The organism is Pseudomonas sp. UV AK001, from assembly GCF_046097675.1.
GTDB classification, from domain to species: Bacteria; Pseudomonadota; Gammaproteobacteria; order Pseudomonadales; family Pseudomonadaceae; genus Aquipseudomonas; species Aquipseudomonas kribbensis.
Genome location: NZ_JBJUVZ010000001.1, coordinates 1,459,646 through 1,478,378, shown reverse-complemented (window position 1 = coordinate 1,478,378; position 18,733 = coordinate 1,459,646). Strand labels below are relative to the sequence as shown.

The 18,733-nt window shown below is 61.2% G+C and carries 16 protein-coding genes; 6 read left to right on the top strand and 10 right to left on the bottom strand.

The window, feature by feature from the left end:
* Positions 1 to 92 precede the first annotated feature (92 nt).
* Positions 93 to 710, bottom strand: a complete 618-nt coding sequence (locus ACKLNA_RS06655; RefSeq protein WP_408985313.1) for a LysE family translocator — start codon at positions 708 to 710, stop codon at positions 93 to 95.
* A gap of 66 nt (positions 711 to 776) precedes the next feature.
* On the opposite strand from ACKLNA_RS06655, the gene ACKLNA_RS06650 reads away from it, so the two are divergent.
* Positions 777 to 1,694 carry a LysR family transcriptional regulator gene (locus tag ACKLNA_RS06650; RefSeq protein ID WP_408985312.1) on the top strand — a complete coding sequence of 306 codons (918 nt, stop codon included), beginning with the start codon at positions 777 to 779 and terminating at the stop codon, positions 1,692 to 1,694.
* Positions 1,695 to 1,707: 13 nt separating this feature from the next.
* Here the strand turns inward: ACKLNA_RS06650 and ACKLNA_RS06645 are convergent, their stop codons facing one another.
* Together ACKLNA_RS06645 and ACKLNA_RS06640 are read right to left on the bottom strand one after the other, a co-directional pair.
* Positions 1,708 to 3,081, bottom strand: a complete 1,374-nt coding sequence (locus ACKLNA_RS06645; protein WP_408985311.1) for an ATP-binding protein — start codon at positions 3,079 to 3,081, stop codon at positions 1,708 to 1,710.
* Positions 3,059 to 3,751 carry a response regulator transcription factor gene (locus ACKLNA_RS06640; RefSeq protein ID WP_119430041.1) on the bottom strand — a complete coding sequence of 231 codons (693 nt, stop codon included), beginning with the start codon at positions 3,749 to 3,751 and terminating at the stop codon, positions 3,059 to 3,061. Before ACKLNA_RS06640 ends, ACKLNA_RS06645 begins: the two co-directional genes overlap by 23 nt.
* A gap of 117 nt (positions 3,752 to 3,868) precedes the next feature.
* Here ACKLNA_RS06640 and ACKLNA_RS06635 point away from each other — a divergent pair, with 117 nt between their 5' ends.
* The 4 genes from ACKLNA_RS06635 to ACKLNA_RS06620 all read left to right on the top strand — a co-directional run bounded on the left by ACKLNA_RS06635 (position 3,869) and on the right by ACKLNA_RS06620 (position 10,318).
* On the top strand, positions 3,869 to 4,558 hold the full coding sequence (locus ACKLNA_RS06635; protein ID WP_114882989.1) for a response regulator transcription factor: 690 nt from the start codon (positions 3,869 to 3,871) through the stop codon (positions 4,556 to 4,558).
* Between the two features lie 104 nt (positions 4,559 to 4,662).
* Positions 4,663 to 6,081 carry an efflux transporter outer membrane subunit gene (locus ACKLNA_RS06630; RefSeq protein WP_408985310.1) on the top strand — a complete coding sequence of 473 codons (1,419 nt, stop codon included), beginning with the start codon at positions 4,663 to 4,665 and terminating at the stop codon, positions 6,079 to 6,081.
* Positions 6,078 to 7,244 (top strand): efflux RND transporter periplasmic adaptor subunit, encoded by a 1,167-nt coding sequence (locus tag ACKLNA_RS06625; protein WP_408985309.1) that lies wholly within the window; start codon positions 6,078 to 6,080, stop codon positions 7,242 to 7,244. The genes ACKLNA_RS06630 and ACKLNA_RS06625 overlap by 4 nt, the downstream gene beginning before the upstream one ends.
* Positions 7,241 to 10,318 carry an efflux RND transporter permease subunit gene (locus ACKLNA_RS06620; RefSeq protein WP_408985308.1) on the top strand — a complete coding sequence of 1,026 codons (3,078 nt, stop codon included), beginning with the start codon at positions 7,241 to 7,243 and terminating at the stop codon, positions 10,316 to 10,318. The genes ACKLNA_RS06625 and ACKLNA_RS06620 overlap by 4 nt, the downstream gene beginning before the upstream one ends.
* 3 nt (positions 10,319 to 10,321) lie before the next feature.
* Here the strand turns inward: ACKLNA_RS06620 and ACKLNA_RS06615 are convergent, their stop codons facing one another.
* Both ACKLNA_RS06615 and ACKLNA_RS06610 read right to left on the bottom strand, forming a co-directional pair.
* Positions 10,322 to 11,386 (bottom strand): YncE family protein, encoded by a 1,065-nt coding sequence (locus ACKLNA_RS06615; RefSeq protein ID WP_408985307.1) that lies wholly within the window; start codon positions 11,384 to 11,386, stop codon positions 10,322 to 10,324.
* 37 nt (positions 11,387 to 11,423) lie between these two features.
* On the bottom strand, positions 11,424 to 13,283 hold the full coding sequence (locus tag ACKLNA_RS06610) for an ABC transporter ATP-binding protein (RefSeq protein ID WP_408985306.1): 1,860 nt from the start codon (positions 13,281 to 13,283) through the stop codon (positions 11,424 to 11,426).
* A 296-nt stretch (positions 13,284 to 13,579) separates the two neighbouring features.
* Between ACKLNA_RS06610 and ACKLNA_RS06605 the strand changes: the two genes are divergently transcribed.
* A complete protein-coding gene (locus tag ACKLNA_RS06605) occupies positions 13,580 to 14,020 on the top strand; it encodes a hypothetical protein (protein ID WP_085709877.1) in 441 nt (146 codons plus the stop codon).
* Positions 14,021 to 14,079: 59 nt separating this feature from the next.
* Here ACKLNA_RS06605 and ACKLNA_RS06600 read toward each other — a convergent pair whose 3' ends face one another.
* The 5 genes from ACKLNA_RS06600 to ACKLNA_RS06580 form a co-directional block, all read right to left on the bottom strand.
* Complete coding sequence (locus ACKLNA_RS06600) at positions 14,080 to 14,625, bottom strand: NADAR family protein (RefSeq protein ID WP_085709878.1); 546 nt, start codon at positions 14,623 to 14,625, stop codon at positions 14,080 to 14,082.
* Positions 14,626 to 14,720: 95 nt separating this feature from the next.
* Complete coding sequence (locus ACKLNA_RS06595) at positions 14,721 to 15,326, bottom strand: hypothetical protein (protein ID WP_192553534.1); 606 nt, start codon at positions 15,324 to 15,326, stop codon at positions 14,721 to 14,723.
* Between the two features lie 664 nt (positions 15,327 to 15,990).
* Positions 15,991 to 16,416 carry a DUF4259 domain-containing protein gene (locus tag ACKLNA_RS06590; protein WP_408985305.1) on the bottom strand — a complete coding sequence of 142 codons (426 nt, stop codon included), beginning with the start codon at positions 16,414 to 16,416 and terminating at the stop codon, positions 15,991 to 15,993.
* A gap of 339 nt (positions 16,417 to 16,755) precedes the next feature.
* Positions 16,756 to 17,775 (bottom strand): 4-hydroxy-2-oxovalerate aldolase, encoded by a 1,020-nt coding sequence (dmpG, locus tag ACKLNA_RS06585; protein WP_408985304.1) that lies wholly within the window; start codon positions 17,773 to 17,775, stop codon positions 16,756 to 16,758.
* Positions 17,776 to 17,785: 10 nt separating this feature from the next.
* Positions 17,786 to 18,727, bottom strand: a complete 942-nt coding sequence (locus ACKLNA_RS06580; protein ID WP_408985303.1) for an acetaldehyde dehydrogenase (acetylating) — start codon at positions 18,725 to 18,727, stop codon at positions 17,786 to 17,788.
* Positions 18,728 to 18,733: the final 6 nt, after the last annotated feature.

Genomic DNA, 18,733 nt, shown 5'->3' with positions numbered 1-18,733 from the left:
AGGGAAGGCTCCGATGGCCCACACTTTTGCATCGGCATGTACCGGGGATGTGTCATGAAACGGGGGTTATGTATCGCTGTGTAGCAATGCGTTCAGCCTGATCGCTGAGACAGCGTCAGCAGAACCCCGAAGCCCACGAGCAGGCCGCCGAACGCCCGGTCAATCCACTGCCGTGCCGCCAGCAGTTTCTCCCGCACCCGCCCGGCCGAGAAACACAGCGCCACCAGGCTGAACCACAGCACATGCGCCCCGGCAATGAACACCCCGTAGGCCATTTGTACCGGCAGGCCGGTGTCCGGCCGGACGACACCCATGAACAGGCTCACGATGAAAATCGAGGTTTTGGGGTTCAACGCATTGGTGAGAAAACCCGAGCGCAGTGCGGCCAGATCCGACAGGGCGGGTGACGCAGCATCCGGCTGCTGAGCGTCAGCTCTGGAGCGAAGCATCTTGATGCCCAGATAAACCAGATACGCAGCCCCCGCCAGTTTCAGTGCATTGAACAACCAGGGCGATTGTTGAAGCACCAATCCGAGCCCGAGCAGGGTGTAGCCGACATGCACCAGCACGCCCAGACCAATGCCCATCGCCGTGAGTACGCCTGCGCGTCGAGAGAGCAGCAAGCCGTTGCGCGAGACCAGGGCGAAGTCCGGTCCGGGGCTGATGCATGCCAGCAGGGTGATGGTGATTACGACTATCCATTCGCTCATGGTGGAACCTTGGGTGGGTTGGTGATAGAAAGCCATGTTTACAGATGCTGAGCGCTGGAACTAACGATGATTTCTGAAGCAAATGGTGAATCTGACTCACCGTTTTCCGAGGGTCGAATGCCTTCTCTGCTGGCGCTGCGCTGCTTCGAATCCGCAGGCCGGTTCGAGAATTTCGCCCGTGCGGCTGACGAACTGCATCTGACACCCGGCGCCATCAGCCGGGCGGTGCGTCTGCTTGAAGAGGATCTGGGCGTTGATCTGTTCGAGCGGCGCCAGCGAAGGGTTTTCCTGACTGAGCCGGGGAAGCGACTGTTGAAAGCGGTAAGCGAAGGTTTGGGGGTGATGAACCAGGCCGTCCGCGAGATCCGCACTGAGGCGCGCCGGACGCGGCGGCTGGTCTTGTCGTGCGAGCCGACGCTGTTGATGCGCTGGTTGATTCCGCGCTGGAGTGATTTCCAGCAACAACATCGCGGCCCGGACATTCATCTGGTGGCCGGCGGCGGTCCGTTTTCATTTGAACAAGGAATTGACCTGGCCATTCGGCGCGACGATTTTCCCCGGCCTCCCGGTTACCACGCCGAGCGCTTGTTTGCCGAGAAGGTCGGGCCAGTCTGTCGGCCGGATAAAGTCGGCCAGTGGTTCGATGAAAGCGGCAAAGGCCTGCGTGCCACGGCGCCTCTGCTGCAAACGAGCAGCCGGTCTACGGCCTGGCAGGAGTGGGCCGCCGCAGCGGACCAGTCCGTTTCTGCGACGCAGATGCGGGCTTTTGAGCACTTTTATTTCAGCATTCAGGCGGCTGTCGCTGGACTTGGAGTGGCCATAGGTCCGTGGCATCTGGTCCGTGACGATATAGAGAGCGGGGTGTTGGCCGCACCGGCAGGCTTCGTTGAAGACGGCTCGCATTATTGCCTGCTGTCGCCTGCGCCTCCCAAACCGGGCAGCCTGGAATTGGATTTGCTGGAGTGGTTACGGTCGGTAGGTTGAGGCCTGTCGGTTTTCAATGGCTGGCCGGCGTTGCCTTGCCCAACAAATCAATCCGGCACCCCGGCGCCGCATCGTTCACCGTCACCCGCATGTCATGCAGGCGCGCGACCGCCGACACCATGCTCAAGCCCAACCCGTTGCCCGGCGTATGGCGGCTGGATTCGGCGCGGTACAACCGGCGCAACACCGCCTCGCGTTCGGCCGGGGGAATGCCGGGGCCATTGTCGGTGACGCGGATTCCGACGCTGTCCTGATCGGCAATCACGCTCAACCGCACCTGGCTGTGGTCGGGCGAGAACTTGATGGCGTTGTCGAGCAGGTTGCACAGGGCGTCGAACAGCAGTTGTGCGTCGCCGGCCATGATCGCGGGGGCCTGACTGTTTTCGATGGTCAGGCTGATGCCGCGTTCTTCGGCCAGGGGTTCGTAGAGTTCGGCGGCATCGGCGCTGATCAGGTTCAGATCCAGCGGGGCGAAGTGGCTGCGCCGGGCGCTGTTTTCGATTTCCGAGATCCGCAGCAGGGCCTTGAAGGTCAGCAGCAGGGCTTTGGCCTCGGTCAGCGCCGCGTCGATGCTGGCGGCGTATTGCGCTTCATCCAGGCCCCGGCGCTGGGTGCGTTCCAGGCCGGCAATCAGGCGCGTCAGCGGAGTGCGCAGGTCGTGAGCGATGTCGTCGCATACGCCTTTGACTTCGCTCATCAAACGCTCCAGTTCATCGAGCATGCTGTTGACCACCGAGGCGAGGCGGTCGATGTCATCGTTGTTGCCCTTGACCGGCAAACGTCCTTTCAAATCACCTTCGATGATGCCCTTGATCGAGCGGCTGACCTTGTCCAGCCGTCGGTGTGCCGAATAGCCCAGCACTACCGCACCGAGCAGCCCGACCAGCAACAGCAGGAGGCCGCCGGAAATCAGCGCGTTGATCAGCAGTTCGTCGAATTCGCGGATGTCGTGGACGTCCTGAGCAACCAGCAACGTTTTACCGTCCGCCAGTTTATGCACGATGAAACGCACCGGCCGGTGATGCCCGTTGGACTTGAGCCAGCGAAACTCCTGCGGCTTGTCATAGGCGGAGAAGGGCGGCAGTTCTTTGATCACGCCGGCAATGAATTTGCCGTCGACATCGAACAGGCTGTGGGGCAGGCGTGCTTCGACGTCCTGCAGGGCGTGTTTGCGGATTTCCTGCAATTGCAGTTCCGGCGGCTGGGCGCTGCGGTTTTCCACTTGTCGATACAGGGCGGTGTCGGCTTCGGTCTTCAGGTAGAACGCCGTTTGCCAGTAGACGTAACCGAACAACGCCAGAAACGAGCAGCCGAACAGCCCGAGAAACAGCAGCGCCGTGCGAAAGCTGATGGTGCGCGGGATTTCACTCAGGTGAACGGAGGACATACCCGGCTCCACGAATGGTATGGATCATCGGCGGCTCGCCGTCACCATCAACCTTGCGGCGCAGGCGGCTCATGTGCACTTCGATCACGTTGGTGCGCTCGTCGTAGCTGTAATTCCATACCGCTTCGAAGAGCATGGTGCGGGTCACCACCTGATCGGCATGCCGTACCAGATGTTCGAGCAGCGCGTATTCCCGGGGCACCAGATCGATGGTGCGTTCGCCACGGCGTACGGTACGGCTCAGCAGATCGACGTCCAGGTTACCGACCTTCAGACGGGTTTCCTGAGTCACGGCCACCGGTTCGGCCCGGCGCCGGTTCAAGGCGTCCAGGCGGGCGGTCAGCTCGATGAATTCGAATGGTTTGGTCAGGTAGTCGTCGCCCCCGGCGCGCAAGCCGCGTACCCGTTCGTCCAGCGCACTCAGGGCGCTGAGGATCAGCACCGGGGTGTTCACGCTGGCGGCGCGCAACGCGGTGAGCACGCCCAGACCATCGAGGCCGCCGGGCAGCATGCGGTCGAGCACGATCAGGTCGAATGGCTCGCCGAGGGCTTTCAACAGACCTTCACGGCCATTGTCGACGCTGCTCACGGTGAAGCCGTGGTCAGTCAGCGCCGCTTCGATTTCGCGGCGGGTGGGCAAGTCGTCCTCGACGACCAGAACATGGGTCATGGCTTTTGAACCACTCACATCATCAGGCAGAGATGGCATAGTGTGGCAAAGCCTGCGGTTGCGCCACGTTCCCGCCGGATAAATAAAAGTTCAGGTTGGCTTGATGGAGTAGGTGCCTTGCGCATTCTCGTGGTTGAAGACGACGCCCAGACCGCCGCTTACCTGCTGCGCGGTTTGAGCGAAAGCGGGCATGTGGTCGATGTCGCCGGCGATGGCAACAGCGGTCTGGACATGGCGCTGGAAGGCATTCACGACGTGCTGATCGTCGATCGACGCCTGCCCGGCCTCGACGGCATCGGCCTGATCAAGGCCTTGCGCGCACGACAGGTGCGGGTGCCGATCCTGATGCTCAGCGCCCAGGCCTCGACCGAGCAGAAGGTCGAAGGGCTGCAGGCCGGTTGTGACGATTATCTGGCCAAGCCTTATGCCTTCGCCGAAGTGCTGGCGCGGCTCGAAGCCTTGCTGCGCGGGCGCGATCAGGTCGCGGGGCCGGCGCGGCAACTGGTGGTTGGCGAGTTGCAGCTGGACTGCGCCACGCGCACAGCGGTGCGGCGGGGCAAGGTGATTGCCTTGCAGCACCGCGAAGCCCTGTTGCTGGAAAAACTCATGCGCCACAGCGGCCAGATCGTCACCCGCGACATGCTGCTCGACAGTGCCTGGGACTACGATTTCGACCCCAACAACAACGTCATCGACAAACACATCCACCGCTTGCGGCGCAAACTCGATGACGGTTTCGACTATTCGCTGATCCGGACCATCCCCGGCGCCGGTTACAGCTTCCAGACGACGCCCGAGCAAGGCTAAACAAAAGTTTATCTGCCGGGGAACGCTCTGGCAGGCACCCCTCGCTATCTTCGCCGCATTCGTGGATCGCTCCACAAAGGCTCAAGCGGGGAGACAGCTTGCTCATGTCGGTTCCAAAGACCAAGGCGCGCAGACGGCGCGTTGCATTTCAATCATCGGCGACTTTGATTCTGCTGGGCGTATTGACCCTCGGCGGCTGTTCGATGGTGCCCGAGTATCGGCAGCCCGGGTTGCCGCTGGCCCAACAGTGGAACGCGGCTTCTGGCGGTCAATCCGCTGCGGGCGGTCAATGGTGGCGCGAGTTTCACAGCGCCGAGCTGGATCAGTTGATCGACCGTGGGCTGGCCTCCAACTTCACCCTCAAAGCGGCGATCAGCCGCATCGACGAGGCGCGGGCCTCCGCGCAGGTCACCGGCGCCGGGCAATATCCGGCGCTGAATCTGGGCGGCAACTATCAGCGCCAGAACAACTACGGCACCACGCAAAAACGCAGCGTGTTTGCCGAAGCCACCTATGAAGTGGATTTCTGGGGCAAGCAGCGCGCCGCCGCCGATTCCGCCGATGCGCTGGCCAACGCCACCGCGTTCGATGCCCAGACCCTGCGCATGAGCCTCAGCGCGAGCATCGCCGACAGTTACTTTCAGGTGCTGTCGCTGGAAGAGCGCCTGCGTCTGGCCCAGTCGATAGCCGACGACGCCCGCCAGGTGCTGGATCTGGTGGAAGTCCAGGCCAGTCAGGGCGCGGTTTCCAACCTCGAAGTCGCCCAGCAGCGCAACGCCATGCAGACCTTCGAAGCGGCGATGCCACCTCTTCGTCAGCAACGGGATCAGGCGCTGTATCAACTGGCGGTTCTGGTAGGCGCGCCGCCCGAGGGTTTCCATTTGCAGGGCGACAGCCTCGGCGCCGTGCAAGTGCCGCAACCGGCGACCGGTCTGCCCATCGGCCTGCTGCGTCAGCGGCCGGACATTCAGGCTGCCGAAGCGCGGCTGAAGTCTGCCAACTTCGACGTCGGCGTGGCCCGTGCCGCGTTCCTGCCGAATCTGTCGCTGGACCTGCTGGGTGGTATCGACACCCTCGCCGGCGGGCAGATCTGGAGCGTCATCGGCACCCTCGGGCAACCGGTGTTTGCCGGGGGCCAACTCAAGGGCCAGCTGCATTTCGATCAGGCCCACGTACAGGAACTGACCGCCAGTTATCGCGAGTCCATCGTCGAAGCCCTGCAAGACGTCGAAACCCAGATCAGCGCCGCCCGCGAGCTCGACAAGAGTTACGCGCTGAACGCCTCGGCAGTGGATTCGGCACGGGAAGCGGCGCGCCTGGCGCAGGTTCGCTACCGCCTCGGCTCCACCGACTTCCAGACGCTGCTGATCGTCGAACGCACGCAATATCAGGCCGAAGACACGCTGTTGCAGGTTCGTCTGCAACACCTTCAAGCGGCGGTCGGCCTGTTCCGGGCCCTGGGCGGGGACTTTTCCGCTGACGCCCTCGCACTCAATTCTTCTGTTCAGGTGACTCATCCATGACTGTCCTGCACCCACGTCGTCGCACCGTTTTCCTGGGCGTCGCGGCACTTTCGCTGGCGGTGGCCGTCGGCGGTTTTCAATGGATCAAACAGGCTCACGCTGCGCCGGTGAAAACTGATGCCGGTGCGATCCCGGTACAGATGACGCAGGTCAGCCGTCAGGATCTGCCGGTGTGGATCAGCGCCATCGGCAACGTGCAGGCGCTCAACAGCGTCAATGTGCGGGTGAGGGTGGACGGCGAGTTGCAGAAAGTCCTGTTCAACGAAGGGCAGACCGTCACCGCCGGCAGCCTGTTGGCGGTGATCGATCCACGGGTTTATCAGGCCCAGGTCGCCCAGGCGCAGGCGTTGCTGGCCAAGGATCAGGCGCAACTGGCGAACCTCAGGGTCAACCTCGACCGGGCGAGCAAACTCGCCGCCGCCAAGGCCGGCCCGACTCAGGATGTCGACACTTACCGCGCGCAACTGGCCGCGCAACAGGCGACGGTGCAGGCCGACCAGGCGGCGCTGGATGCGGCGCGGCTGCAACTGGAGTTCACCCAGGTAAAAGCGCCGCTGACCGGCCGCACCGGCCAGCGTCTGCTGGATGTTGGCGCGATTGCCCACGGTGCCGAGGCGACGGGGCTGGTGACGATCACCCAGATGAATCCGATCTCCGTCGCGTTCGCCGTCTCCCAGGACGAACTGGCGGAGATCCTCGAAGAGAACGCCAAAGGTGCCTTGCAAGTGGTCGCGATGACCCGCGATGGCCAGCAGGAAATCGCCAAAGGTCATCTGAGCTTCATCGACAGCCAGGTGACGGCGGCCAGCGGGCAGATCCAGCTCAAGGCGCAGTTCGACAACGCTGATGCCAAGCTTTGGCCGGGTGAGTTGGTGAGTGCGCGCCTGCTGGTGCAGACCCATCGCGACGTGGCCGTGGTACCCGCCGATGCGGTGCAACTGGGGCGTCAGGGCAATTTCGTCTATGTGGTCGATGCCGATCAGCGGGTACAGCCGCGTCTGGTGGACGCCGCCAATGTGGTGGACGGCAAGCAGTGGATTCGTCAGGGCCTGAATGCCGGCGAAACCGTCGTGGTGCAGGGCCAGTCGCGGGTGGCGCCGGGGTTGAAGGTGATGCCGGTCAAGACTGACACCAGCGCCGATCTGGCGGAGGCCGCCCGATGAATGCGCTGGCCGGACTGATTCAACGGCGTGTGGGGCTGAGCCTGCTGGCGCTGGGCGTCATGCTGCTGGGGGCTTTCGCGTACTTCCAGTTGCCGGTGGCGCCGCTGCCGACGGTGGATTTTCCGACCATTCAGGTCACCGCGAAACTCTCCGGGGCGAGCGCGGAAACCATGGCCTCGTCGGTGGCAACGCCACTGGAACGGGCCTTCGCCGCCGTGCCGCAAGTCACTTCGATGACCTCGTCCAGCGCCGCCGGCAAGACCCAGGTGGTGCTGCAATTCGACCTGTCGCGGGACATCGACGGTGCCGCCCAGGACGTACAGACGGCGATCAACACCGCCACCCCGAACCTGCCCAAGACCATGTCCAGCGCGCCGACCTTCAACAAGGTCAACCCGGCGGAAGGCACCGTGCTGTCGCTGGCGGTAACGTCGCCGACCCGCACGCTGCCGGAGCTGGATCGCTACGCTGACAACTACATCGCCCAGCGCCTGTCGCAAATGCCCGGCGTCGGGCTGGTGGATTTCCATGGCGAGCAGAAACCGGCGGTGCGCGTGCAGATTGATCCCGATGCGCTGGCCGCTCGCGGTCTGACACTGGAAGACGTACGCAGCGTGATTGGCGTCAGCACTCTGGATCAGCCCAAGGGCACCCTCGATGGCCAGAGCCGTTCGATCACCCTTGGCGCGACCGACCAGTTGCTCGATCCGCAGCATTATCGCGATCAGGTCGTCGCCTATAAAAACGGCATGCCGATCAAGCTAGGCGATCTGGGCCGGGTCATCGCCGGAGCCGAGGACACCCAACAAGCCGCGCAATTGGGACGCGAACCGACGGTCATCGTCGACATCCACAAGCAACCGGGTTTCAACCTGTTGTCGACCATCGCCACGATCAAGGCCAAGTTGCCGGAGCTGACCGCGTCCTTGCCCCGCGACGTGCAGGTGCAAGTGGTGGGCGACCGCACCCAGACCATCGAAGCGTCGGTCAATGACATGCAGTTCACCTTGCTGCTGTCGATTGCGCTGGTGGTCGTGGTGATCTTCGTGTTCCTGCGCAAGGCCACCGCCACGCTGATTCCCAGCCTGACGATTCCGCTGTCGCTGGTGGCCACGTTCGGTGTCATGTATCTGCTCGGCTACAGCCTCGACAACCTGTCGATCATGGGCCTGGCGATTGCCGTCGGGTTTGTGGTGGACGACGCCATTGTGGTGATGGAAAACATCGTCCGACACCTGGAGATGGGCAAGTCGCGCCTGCAATCGGCAGTCGATGGCTTGCGCGAGGTGGGCTTCACCATCGTCTCGATGACGGTGTCGCTGATTGCGGTGTTCCTGCCGATCCTGTTGATGTCCGGCATCGTCGGGCGCTTGATGCGTGAGTTTGCGGTGACTGTCAGCGTAGCGATCATCATGTCCGGCATCGTCTCCCTGACCATCACGCCGATGCTCTGCGCCTGGCTGCTTAAACCCCATGCCGATCAGGAGGAGGGGCGTTTCGCCCAGGCCTGCGAGCGAGTGTTCGACCGGTTGCACAACGGGTACCGGCGCAGCCTGGACTGGGTGCTCGATCATCAGCGCATCACCATGGCGGTGGCCATCGCCACTCTCGCGGCGACAGCGGTGCTGTATGTCGGGATTCCCAAGGGCTTCTTTCCGCAACAGGACAACGGTCTGATTCAAGGTGTGGCGGAAGCGGCGGCGGACATTTCGCCGACGGCCATGCGTGCGCAGGTCAACCGTGCGGCGGAGATCATTGGCCAGGATCCGGCGGTAGCGCGGGTGTATTTCTGGATCGGCCCGAACCCGACGGTCAGCCAAGGCAAGGTGATGATCAACCTCAAACCTTTCAGTGAGCGCACGGCCAGCGCCGCGCAGGTCATCCAGCGCTTGCAACCGGCGCTCGACGGGTTGTCCGGGGTCAAGGTGTTCATGCAGGCCAACCAGGACATCCAGATCGGCGGCCGGGCCAGCAAGACCCAATATCAATACACCCTGCAGGACCCGGACAGCGTCGAGCTGGATCACTGGAGCGGAGTGCTGCTGGCCAAGCTCAAGACCTTGCCGCAATTGCAGCACGTGACTTCCGACCAGCAGCAGGCCATTCCGCAATCGACGCTGGTGATTGATCGTCCGACCGCTGCGCGTCTGGGCGTGACCGTGCAGGCCATTGATGACGTGCTGTACGACGCGTTTGGCCAGCGGCAGATCGCGACCATGTTCACCCAGCTGGATCAGAACCATGTGATTCTGGAACTCGATCCGAGCTGGCAAACGTCCATCGCCACCCTCGAGCATCTGTTTGTTCGCGCAAGCTCCGGGGCACTGGTGCCGCTGAACCTGTTGGCCAGTCTCAAGACCGAGCAGGTGCCGATCATCATCAACCATCAGGGCGTGTTCCCGGCCATTACCCTGTCGTTTGACCTCGCGCCGGGGCATGCCTTGAGCGAGGCGGTCAGCGCGATCAATCAGGCGTCGCTGGCGGTCGCCATGCCTGACACCGTGGCGGGCAGTTTCCAGGGTACGGCCCAGGCATTTCAGGATTCGCTGAAGTCGCAGCCATGGCTGATTCTGGCGGCGATCCTGACGGTCTACATCGTGCTTGGCGTGTTGTATGAAAACGCGATCCACCCGCTGACGATCATCTCGACCCTGCCGTCCGCCGGTTTCGGCGCGCTGCTGGCCTTGATGCTGTGCGGGCAGGACCTGTCGGTGCTGGGGATGATCGGGATCATTCTGCTGATCGGCATCGTCAAGAAGAACGCGATCATGATTGTCGACTTTACCTTGCAGGCGCAGCAGCGTGGCTTGTCGCCGCGTGAAGCGGTGAGGGAAGGGTGCCTGTTGCGCTTGCGGCCGATTCTGATGACTTCGCTGGCGGCATTGCTGGGCGCGGTGCCGCTGGCGTTCGGGCACGGTGCCGGTTCGGAATTGCGTCAGCCGTTGGGAATTGCGATTGTCGGTGGCCTGGCGGTTTCGCAGATCCTGACGCTCTACACCACGCCGGTGGTTTACCTGTGGTTCGAGCGTCGGCGGCGCAAGGCACACGCCGCCGAGGTCATCGAGGCTTCCTGACGCTTACTGCGATTTGTAAGTCAGGACGGTGAAGGTGTCGGGGTGAAATGCCGGGTCGGGCTTGGGTTGTTCCCGGCTTGGCGCCGGTTGGGTGAAGTCGGCGGTGAACAGATAGGCCTGACCGCGTCGGGCGTCCAGCACCATGTTGTGCGCCCATGGCCGGGTCCCGACGCTGCCGAGCAACTTGTACTGATTCTGATTGTCGCGCTGGACCACTGCAAGGCTGGCATCGGCGCCGCTGGGCACCAGCAACTGGTCTTTCACCCGATCGTAAGCCAGCGCATTCACGGCGCGGCCGATGGGCAGGGTGCTCAAGGCCTTGCCGGTTTTCAGGTCGGCGACCACCAGAATCGGGTCAGCGCCACGGCAAGCCACGAACAGGCGTTGACGCGATTCGTCCACGGCCAGTGCGCTGGGTTTGCTGCAACCCTTGAATGTCCAGAATTGCTGCTGTTCAAGCTTCGCCCCTGAGAGCACGGCGACTTTATCTTCGTCGCGCATGGGAACGATGAAGTGGCCGTTTTCAAGGATCACCGGGCCGTCGAGTTTTTGCGCCGGCACATCCACCGCATCGGTCAGGCGATCGGTTTTCGCATCGATCAGATACAGCGTCGAATGATCGCCGCGTCGGCCGCTGGTGACGATCAACCGGTCGTGGCTGGCGTCGTAGACCAGGTTGTTGAGGTTGCCTGAATCGAGCTTGAGTCGCTGCAGCACTTGCAGACGATCCAGTGCCACGATGCCCAGCGTTCCATCCATGTTGGCGACATAGGCGCGGTTGCGTTCCGGTACGAAGGCAACAGCATTGGCGCCGGCGGAGTTGTCGAGGGTCTTCAGCAGTTTCTGCTGGTCGACGTCGAACACCGACAGGCCGTTTTCGCGGCGAGCGACGAACAGTTGCGCGCTCTGTGGTTGCAGGGCGGCGAATCCCCAACTATGACCGTCACCGGGCAATGTTTTGGTGGCGTTCAGGGTGTACAGCAGCGGCGCGTCGGCCTCGGCGTATTGGGCCCCGGACAGGCAGATCGTCAGGACGGCAAACGCTCGCCAGGTTTTTGCAAATACCATTCAAAACCTCAAAATTTCAGTGTTCGGCAGGAACGGTTCATGCCCGGTCCATTGCTTCATCCAGCCCTTGATCTTCACCGAGAAAACCGCCGCTCTGATGCTGCCAGAGCCGCGCGTAGGTGCCGTTTCGTTCCAGCAGTTCGGCGTGGGTGCCTTGTTCGATGATGCGGCCCTCGTCCATGACAATCAGTCGGTCCATGGCGGCAATCGTCGACAAACGATGCGCAATGGCGATGACGGTCTTGCCTTGCATCATTTCATCGAGGCTTTCCTGGATGGCGACTTCGACTTCGGAATCCAGTGCGCTGGTGGCCTCGTCGAGCAGCAGGATCGGCGCGTTCTTGAGCATCACCCGGGCGATGGCGATACGTTGGCGCTGACCGCCGGACAGCTTGATGCCGCGCTCGCCGACCAGCGTGTCGTAACCGGTATGGCCCTGGCGGTCGCTCAGTTGGCTGATGAAGCCGTCGGCCTGGGCGTTGACCGCAGCACGGTGAACCTGCGCATCGGTGGCGTCCGGACGTCCGTAGGCAATGTTGTCGCGGATCGAACGGTGCAGCAGCGACGTATCCTGAGTGACCATGCCGATGGCGCTGCGCAGACTGTCCTGCGTCACCTGTGCGATGTTCTGCCCGTCGATGCGAATCGTACCGCTGTCGACGTCATAGAAGCGCAGCAGCAGATTGATCAGCGTCGATTTGCCGGCCCCGGAGCGGCCCACCAGACCGATTTTTTCCCCGGCGCGGATGTGCAGGCTCAAGCCGTCGAGCACCTGGCGCTCGCCGTTGTAGTTGAAATGCACGTTGTCGAAGGCCACGGCGCCGCCGGAAGGCACCAGCACGCCGGCGTCGGGTGCGTCTTGCACCTTGGGGCCGCGGGTGAGGGTGGCCATGCCGTCCTGCACGGTGCCGATGTTTTCGAACAGCGAGGTCATCTGCCACATGATCCAGTGGGACATGCCGTTGATCCGCAACGCCATGGCGGTAATTGCCGCCACCGCGCCCGCACCGACCTGACCCTGATGCCAGAGCCACAGGGCATAACCCCCGGCACCCAGGATCAGCCCGACCACCAGGGCCTGATTGACGATCTCGAACTGACTGACCAGACGCATCTGGCGAAAACCGGTGAGCTTGAAGTCTTCCATCGCCGCCCGCGCGAAGTGCGCTTCGCGGTTGGAGTGCGAGAACAGTTTGACGGTGGTGATGTTGGTGTAAGCGTCGGAAATACGCCCCGTCATCGACGAGCGCGCATGGGCCTGTTCCTGCCCGACCTGTCCCAGGCGCGGCACGAAATACAGCATCGCCAGCCCGAACAGGGCGACCCAGGCAATGAACGGCAGCATCAGTTTCAGGGCAAACCCACCGGCCAAAGCGATGATCGCAATGAAATAAACGCCGATACCGGGGGCGATTTCGATGATCGTGAACAGGACTTCGCGTACGGCCAGCGCGGTCTGCATCACTTTGGTCGTGACCCGGCCGGAGAACTCGTCGGAAAAGAACGAAAGGCTTTGCCGCAACATCAGGCGATGGAAGTCCCAGCGCAGGCGCAGCGGCAAGTTGATCGCCAGAATCTGGTGCTGGACCATCGTGCGCAGCGCGACCAGACCGACGCTGGTGAGCAAAACGATGGCGATGCCCCACAGCACACGGCTTTCCTGACCGCTCGCGGCGCCGCCGGCCTGCCAGGTCGAGAGCAGGTCCACCACTTGCCCGAGAAACGAAAACAGCCAGGCTTCGTAGATCGACACACTGGCACTGAGCAGCGCCAGCGCAAGCACGTAGCCACGGGCACCCCGGGTGCAGGCCCACAGAAAACGCATCAGGCCAACGGGCGGTGGCGGCGCCTCGTCGGGCGGGAAAGGATCGAGCCTGCGTTCAAACACGCGAAGCATAAGGGTCTCCGAAATGATCAGGTTCAGGGGAGTATGCCATCTTCGCCGCTGGCCCCGGATAGGAGGACAACGATCGCTCGGCCATCTTTGACCATTGGTCAGTTCTCAATACTATCCAACAGGGTAAAGACTATTTTTTATCCGGGTCAGCGAAGTGACAGCAGCCCTTGGGAAACGATCACTTTAGCTGAGCCCGGTGACGCCGCTTTCAGGATGGATCTTGAAAGGCGCGGAGCATCGTTCGCTCGATGCGTAACGGAGATCCCGCGCCTTTTTACTTGTTAAGGAGAACGCAGATGGCAAGCAATCGAGTACTCGAAACCTCAGACAAAACAGCGCTCGTCGAAGCCGAGGTGTATCGCTGGTACAACCTGTTTTTCCCGTGGTCACGGGGCATGTCTTCGCAATCGGAAGGCGCCATTAAGCCTTTGTACGATGCGCTGGCGGACGATTTTCGCGTGGTGCTCACGGATGGCCAGATCATGGAACGGGCCGACTACTGGGAACGACTCTGGGGCCTGCATGGCAAGCGTGCCGGAAGCCCCGAATCGCATATCACCAATCTCTCGATCACGCCGCTACCCGGTGGCTTTTTCCTGACGGTGTTCGATCTGGTCAAGGACGGGATCACCAAGAAGAAGGTCGACTCCGCGCTGATGCGTCTTGATGAGAACTCCCCATCGGGCATCTCGTGGATTTACGTCCATGAAAGCGAGCATGAGAGGGCGGCCGCGTAAGGTTTCCGACTTCACTTCTGTGCGCCGGTCGCAGTGTCAATCACCGCGACCTGGGCGACTCATTCTTCGTCGCGGATCTGCATCAGCGCGAATCCCAGCAGATTCAGGCCTTGCCACAGGTCGGGATTGCTCGCGTTTTGGTGGTCCTGGGCGAGCCCGATGCCCCAGATGCTGTCGACCGGACTTGCCTCGACGATGATGCTGGAGCCGGTTTCCTTGAGGAACGCATGCAGTTCCGGGTTTTGCGAGAACTTGGCCCGGTTGGCCCGGACGACAATCTCGTATCGATGTTCCAGCCAATCGTGTTCGTTGAAGCCGCGCACCTTGCGGCCAAGCGCCTTGGCTGCGTTGGGTGTGGGCGCCTGGAGCACTTGAGCACGAATGTCCTGATCGCCGAACAAGGCGGCCTTCTCGGCCATCATGAAATGTTCGGCTGTCGCGTAGCGTTGCCCGTCTACAACGAATTCGGCTTCGAACCACTGGCTGAAGCACGAAGCAGTGACGCCGTGCTTGCTGCGCTGGTGTCCCCAGAAAAAGACATAGTTCAGATCCTCTCCAGCGTTGAAGCGGGAGCGGAGGTCTTCCAGATATTTGGAGTCTTGCAATTGGACTTCCTTGGCAGTTGGATTTTGGCGTGGGAGGTTTACCACATCATTCACTTGTGTTGAAACTCGTGCGAGTTCGGAGCATTTCAAACCTATCAACACAATTTTTTGCGCACAGCCTTCAATACCGCTTCGGTGTACCAGGTCTCGACATCGATGGCGATGGCTTCACCCGCATCGGGCACTAACTCGATTTGGGTGTTTATGCCTTGCTCAAGAAGCATTCGCTGCGCGTCTTGAAGTAGCCGGCGTTTGCCCGTGAGCCAAAGTCGTTGTTCCCCCGTGAGCAATGCAAAGGTTTGCGGGTAGTTGCATTGCAGTTTTCGGCGCAAGTTGACCAGTGCCGGTTTGTCAGTCCGGTCAAATATTGGAGTCAGTACATACGGGTTGCCCGAGGCTGCCTCCAGGTCGTATTTGTCTTGCAGATGATCATCGACACTCCAACCGACGACCATCTCATGCTCGCCCGTCCTGACGTTGATCAAGTGCGCATTAACACCGACGTAACAGTGCTCCGTCATGCCGTGGACGACGAAATCCTCACTGTTACTGCGAATGACCCAGTAATCACCGTTGGCCGAAAGCTCACAGAACTGAATGACAAAACGTTCGGGCTTGCCATCTCTCATGACGCCGTCAGACAGGCCGAGCACAAATTCACAGGCCTGTTCTGCGGTCAGTCCGGCGTTATGCTCCGTCATGCCTTGCCAAAACCAAGCAATTTACCCAGCCAGCCTGCTGACGCAAGCCTGAGTGACTTTTCGAGGGTGTTCTTTTGCTGGGTATCCATGATGTCCATCGGCAGTTCCATCGATGCAGGCAAAAAAGAGTTACGAGAGCGCGCAGTTTTTCACGCTGCTGTGAAAACAGGAAGAACAATAGGGAGGCCAAGCCTGCGCACACTTGGCCGTTGCGCTTCACGTTTGCGCACCTCCGGCTGTATCGTTATGCCTGCGGGCACGTCTCACGCCGATACCCACTGAGCGGCGCTGCGTTAGAATCGCGTCATGTAAATGAGCGATCAGGTCTGTTCGATGGATGATGCAACAAAGGCGCGCCTACAGTGGCTGGACGAGTCGGCCAGCGATCATGGTTGGAACAATCGTGAGGAAATTAACGCGAGTGAAAAATGCATTTGCAGCGCCTGCGGCCAATGGTCAGAACCCGCCCAAATCACAAAGTGGTACAACGAAAGGCACGCCTGTTGCCCTCATTGCGGGTTGACCGGTGTTGTTGTTGGCTCCAGGTCGGGGCTGCCGCTTGAGGCGTACGAGAACTGCCGAATCCCTGAGTAGAAGTAGAAAAGGGGACAGAAAAGGGGACTGATTTATTTGCTGAGAAGTTAAGTCAGTCCTCTTTTCGATACTATCGACCTAGCGATGCTTTTATAAGGCGCAGTCCGTCTTGCCAAGACTCGTATTCGTCACTCTCGATCCAAAGCTCCGCGAGCTCTGAGTTTTCGGATAACACACGCTCAATGACCATTTGTGCTTTGGTGAGCAGAGCCGAACCTGGTTTAGTCGTTTGACTCTTCACCCAAGTAGATATCGCCTCATCAGGGGCTCCAGGGATTTCCTGGCCGTTGAGCAAAGCCAAAACCGCTGCAGCAGCTATCCCACGGTCTGCCTCTGGAGCCTCCAGATACTCATCCGCTACGATTACATCCTCCAGCGCTGACTGGATCAGGTCGAAATCGCTGGACTCGCTCAGTTCAATAGCAAAATCAGCTGCTTCGTCGTTACCAAATGCATGAATTGACCATGTACCCATCGATAATTCGTCCTTTAACATCGGTGCTGCAGCACCAAGAATTTACGCAGTCCGGAAGTGCGGTTGCAACTTGCGGGCTTTTTTTCGTACGCGGAGTAAAAGTGCTGACTACTTGTTCCGCATCAGCACATACGCTTCACCGCCGTTCCGGTCATGCTGAAGAATAAAGTTGTTGTCCTGGATACGCACCTTCGATGGCACACGACCTGCTACCGGCGTTTGCGAGTAAGTCTGTGCGGCGCTCAGCAGCTGGCGGGTCAGACGGTGCGCACCAGGGCTGACCTGACAGCGCTCGGCACATGCACTTATCCAGGACCGGCCCACCGCTGCGTGGGCGGCAAGCCGGCAATGTTGCGCAGTTCAGCGCTTGAGAAGGTCCAGCGCGACGTCGACGATCATGTCTTCCTGACCGCCAACCATGCGACGTCTGCCCAGTTCGACCAGTATGTCCAGGGTCTTGAGGCCGTACCTGGCGGCGGCAATTTCGGCATGCCGCAGGAAGCTTGAATAGACGCCCGCATAACCCAGTGCCAGGGTTTCACGATCAACCCGCACCGGCCGATCCTGCAGCGGGCGAACGATGTCGTCGGCGGCGTCGAGCAGCGTGTAGAGATCCGTGCCGTGGTTCCAGCCGAGCCGTTCGGCGGCGGCGATGAACACTTCCAACGGCGCATTGCCGGCGCCGGCCCCCATGCCTGCGAGACTGGCGTCAATGCGGTCGCAGCCTTCCTCGACGGCGGTTATAGAGTTGGCGACGCCCAGCGACAGGTTGTGGTGGGCGTGCATGCCGGTTTCGGTTTCCGGTTTCAGAACGGCTTTGAAAGCCCGGAAGCGCTCGCGAACATCCTGCATGTTCATCGCGCCACCGGAGTCGGCCATGTACACGCAGGTCGCGCCATAGCTTTCCATCAGCCGGGCCTGGGCCGCCAGGTGCTCAGGGGCGATCATGTGGCTCATCATCAGGAAACCGACGGTGTCCATGCCCAGCTCGCGAGCATATTCAATGTGCTGTTTCGAAACGTCGGCTTCCGTACAGTGCGTAGCGATGCGCACCACCCGTGCGCCGGCGTCATAGGCGGCCTTGAGGTCGTGCACCGTGCCGATCCCCGGCAGCAGCAGGGTGGTGATTTTGGCGTGCTCGAGGACATCGGCCGCCGCTTCGATCCATTCCAGATCGGTATGGGCAGCGAAACCATAGTTGAAGCTCGAACCCTGCAGGCCGTCGCCGTGAGCGATTTCGATCGAATCGACCCTGGCCTTGTCCAGTGCGCGCGCAATGTCCTGCACATTCTGAAGAGAGTACTGATGGCGGATGGCATGGCTGCCGTCGCGCAGGGTGACGTCGGAGATATAGATTTTCTTGCCGGGATTGAATGTCATGTCGGGCCCTTCAGGCGTTGAGCATCGACTGCGCCATGCGCTCGGCGGTGGCCAAGGCAGCGGAGGTCATGATATCGAGATTGCCGGCGTAGGCTGGCAGGTAATGGGCGGCGCCTTCGACCTCAAGGAATACCGAGGTCTTGAGGCCGCTGAAGTGTCCCAGCCCCGGAATGTTCAAGGGTGCCGATTCGGCAATGACGTCAAACTGAACCTTCTGTTTCAGGCGATAGCCCGGCACATAGGCCTGGACTGCCGCCACCATCTCCTCGACGGAGGCCTCGATCTGCGCCTGATCGGCGGCTTCGGACAGCACGAACACCGTGTCACGCATCATGAGTGGCGGTTCGGCGGGGTTCATGATGATAATCGCCTTGCCTTTGGACGCCCCACCCACCATTTCGATAGCCCTGGAGGTGGTTTCCGTGAATTCGTCGATGTTGGTGCGGGTTCCGGAGCCGGCGGATTTGCTGGCGATCGAGGCGACGATTTCGGCGTAGTGAACCCGGGCAACACGGGATACGGCGGCGACCACTGGAATGGTCGCCTGACCACCACAGGTGACCATGTTGACGTTGAGTCGATCCAGGTTTTCCTCGAGATTGACCACTGGAATGCAGTAAGGGCCGATAGCCGCCGGAGTGAGGTCGATCAGGCGGATACCCGGCTTGATCGAGCGCAGGCGTTTTTCGTTCTCGATATGGGCGCTAGCCGAGGTGGCATCGAAGACGAAATCGATGTCCTTGAACGCGTCCATGCGGGTCAGGCCTTCAACCCCCTCGTGGGTGGTCGCGACGCCCATGCGTTCGGCGCGGGCGAGGCCGTCGGATGCAGGGTCGATCCCGACCATCACCGCCATTTCCAGGTGTCTGGCGTTGCGCAGAATCTTGATCATCAGGTCGGTGCCGATGTTGCCGGAACCGATGATGGCGACCTTGAGTTTGGTTTGACTCATGGGAGC